Annotated in this window: 1 protein-coding gene; it reads left to right on the top strand. The window is 40.3% G+C overall.

What is annotated here, in order from left to right:
• On the top strand, positions 1 to 1153 hold a 1153-nt coding region (locus tag F6K23_RS40845), incomplete at its 5' end, for a group II intron maturase-specific domain-containing protein (protein WP_293166964.1).
• Between the last annotated feature and the right edge of the window lie 68 nt (positions 1154 to 1221).

The raw sequence follows: 1221 nt of genomic DNA, 5'->3' as shown, positions 1-1221 counted from the left end.
ATGGTTAAAGTCTGGAGTGTTTGACAATAATCAATTCCTAGAATCTGTGGAAGGTACGCCACAGTCCGGGGTAATATCACCCTTACTAGCAAACATCGCCCTACACGGTATGGAAGAATGCCTAGATAAATTCGCGGAATCCCTTCCGGGAAAGAAGCGAGATAACAGACAAGCGTTATCCCTGGTACGCTATGCTGATGACTTTGTAATCTTACATGAAGACATCAAAGTAGTATTACAAGCAAAAACCGTAATACAGGAATGGTTAAACCAGGTAGGATTAGAACTAAAACCAGAGAAAACCAAAATTGCCCATACTTTAGAAGAATATCAAGGAAATCAACCCGGATTTGACTTCTTAGGTTTCACAATCAGGCAATGGAAAGTCAAGACAACCAAACAAGGATTTAAAACGCTGATTAAACCATCTTCCAAGAGTATTAAAACTCACTATCGGAAATTGGCGGATATATGTGACTCTTATAAAACCGCCCCGACCCAAGCTTTAATAGCTAAATTAAATCCGGTAATAAGAGGATGGGCTAACTACTTCTCAACACAAGTCAGTAAAGAGGTATTCAGAAAAATAGATAACCTCCTATGGATAAGAATATGGAGATGGGCAAGCAGAAGGCATCCAAATAAGTCGGCTAAATGGGTGAAGAAAAAGTATTTTCCCAAAGTTAGTAAAACCAGGAATTGGGTACTCAACGCTGGTGAATATATACTAAACCTACACTCAGATGTGCCTATTGTACGACACATCAAAGTGAAAGGTAATAAATCCCCTTATGACGGCGACTGGACTTATTGGAGTAACAGAATCGGCAAATACCCAGGGGTAAGGAAAGAAGTCACAACGCTGTTAAAACGGCAAAATAATAAATGCGCATCTTGTGGACTAACCTTTAGACCAACTGACCTAATCGAGGTAGACCATATAAAACCAAGGTCTAAAGGTGGTGACAACACATATAAAAACAAACAATTGTTGCACCGACATTGCCACGATACTAAAACTGCCTTAGATAAAAAGACATACACACAACCGAAGTTACAGGACTTACCTGAAGGTTATTTATGGGTTGACGATATGTTGATATTAAGGCAGGGGTGTACCCATGACAAGGGACGTTTAAGAGAGGAGCCGTGATGAGGTGAAAGTCTCACGTCCGGTTCTGAAGACGAGTCGGTTTGGTAACAAACTGGCTTAGTTTAACA

The sequence above is a fragment of the Okeania sp. SIO2C9 genome, assembly GCF_010672455.1.
Taxonomy (GTDB): domain Bacteria; phylum Cyanobacteriota; class Cyanobacteriia; order Cyanobacteriales; family Microcoleaceae; genus Okeania.
Note: the sequence above shows the minus strand (reverse complement) of the source record. Positions and strands in the feature narration are given on the sequence as shown.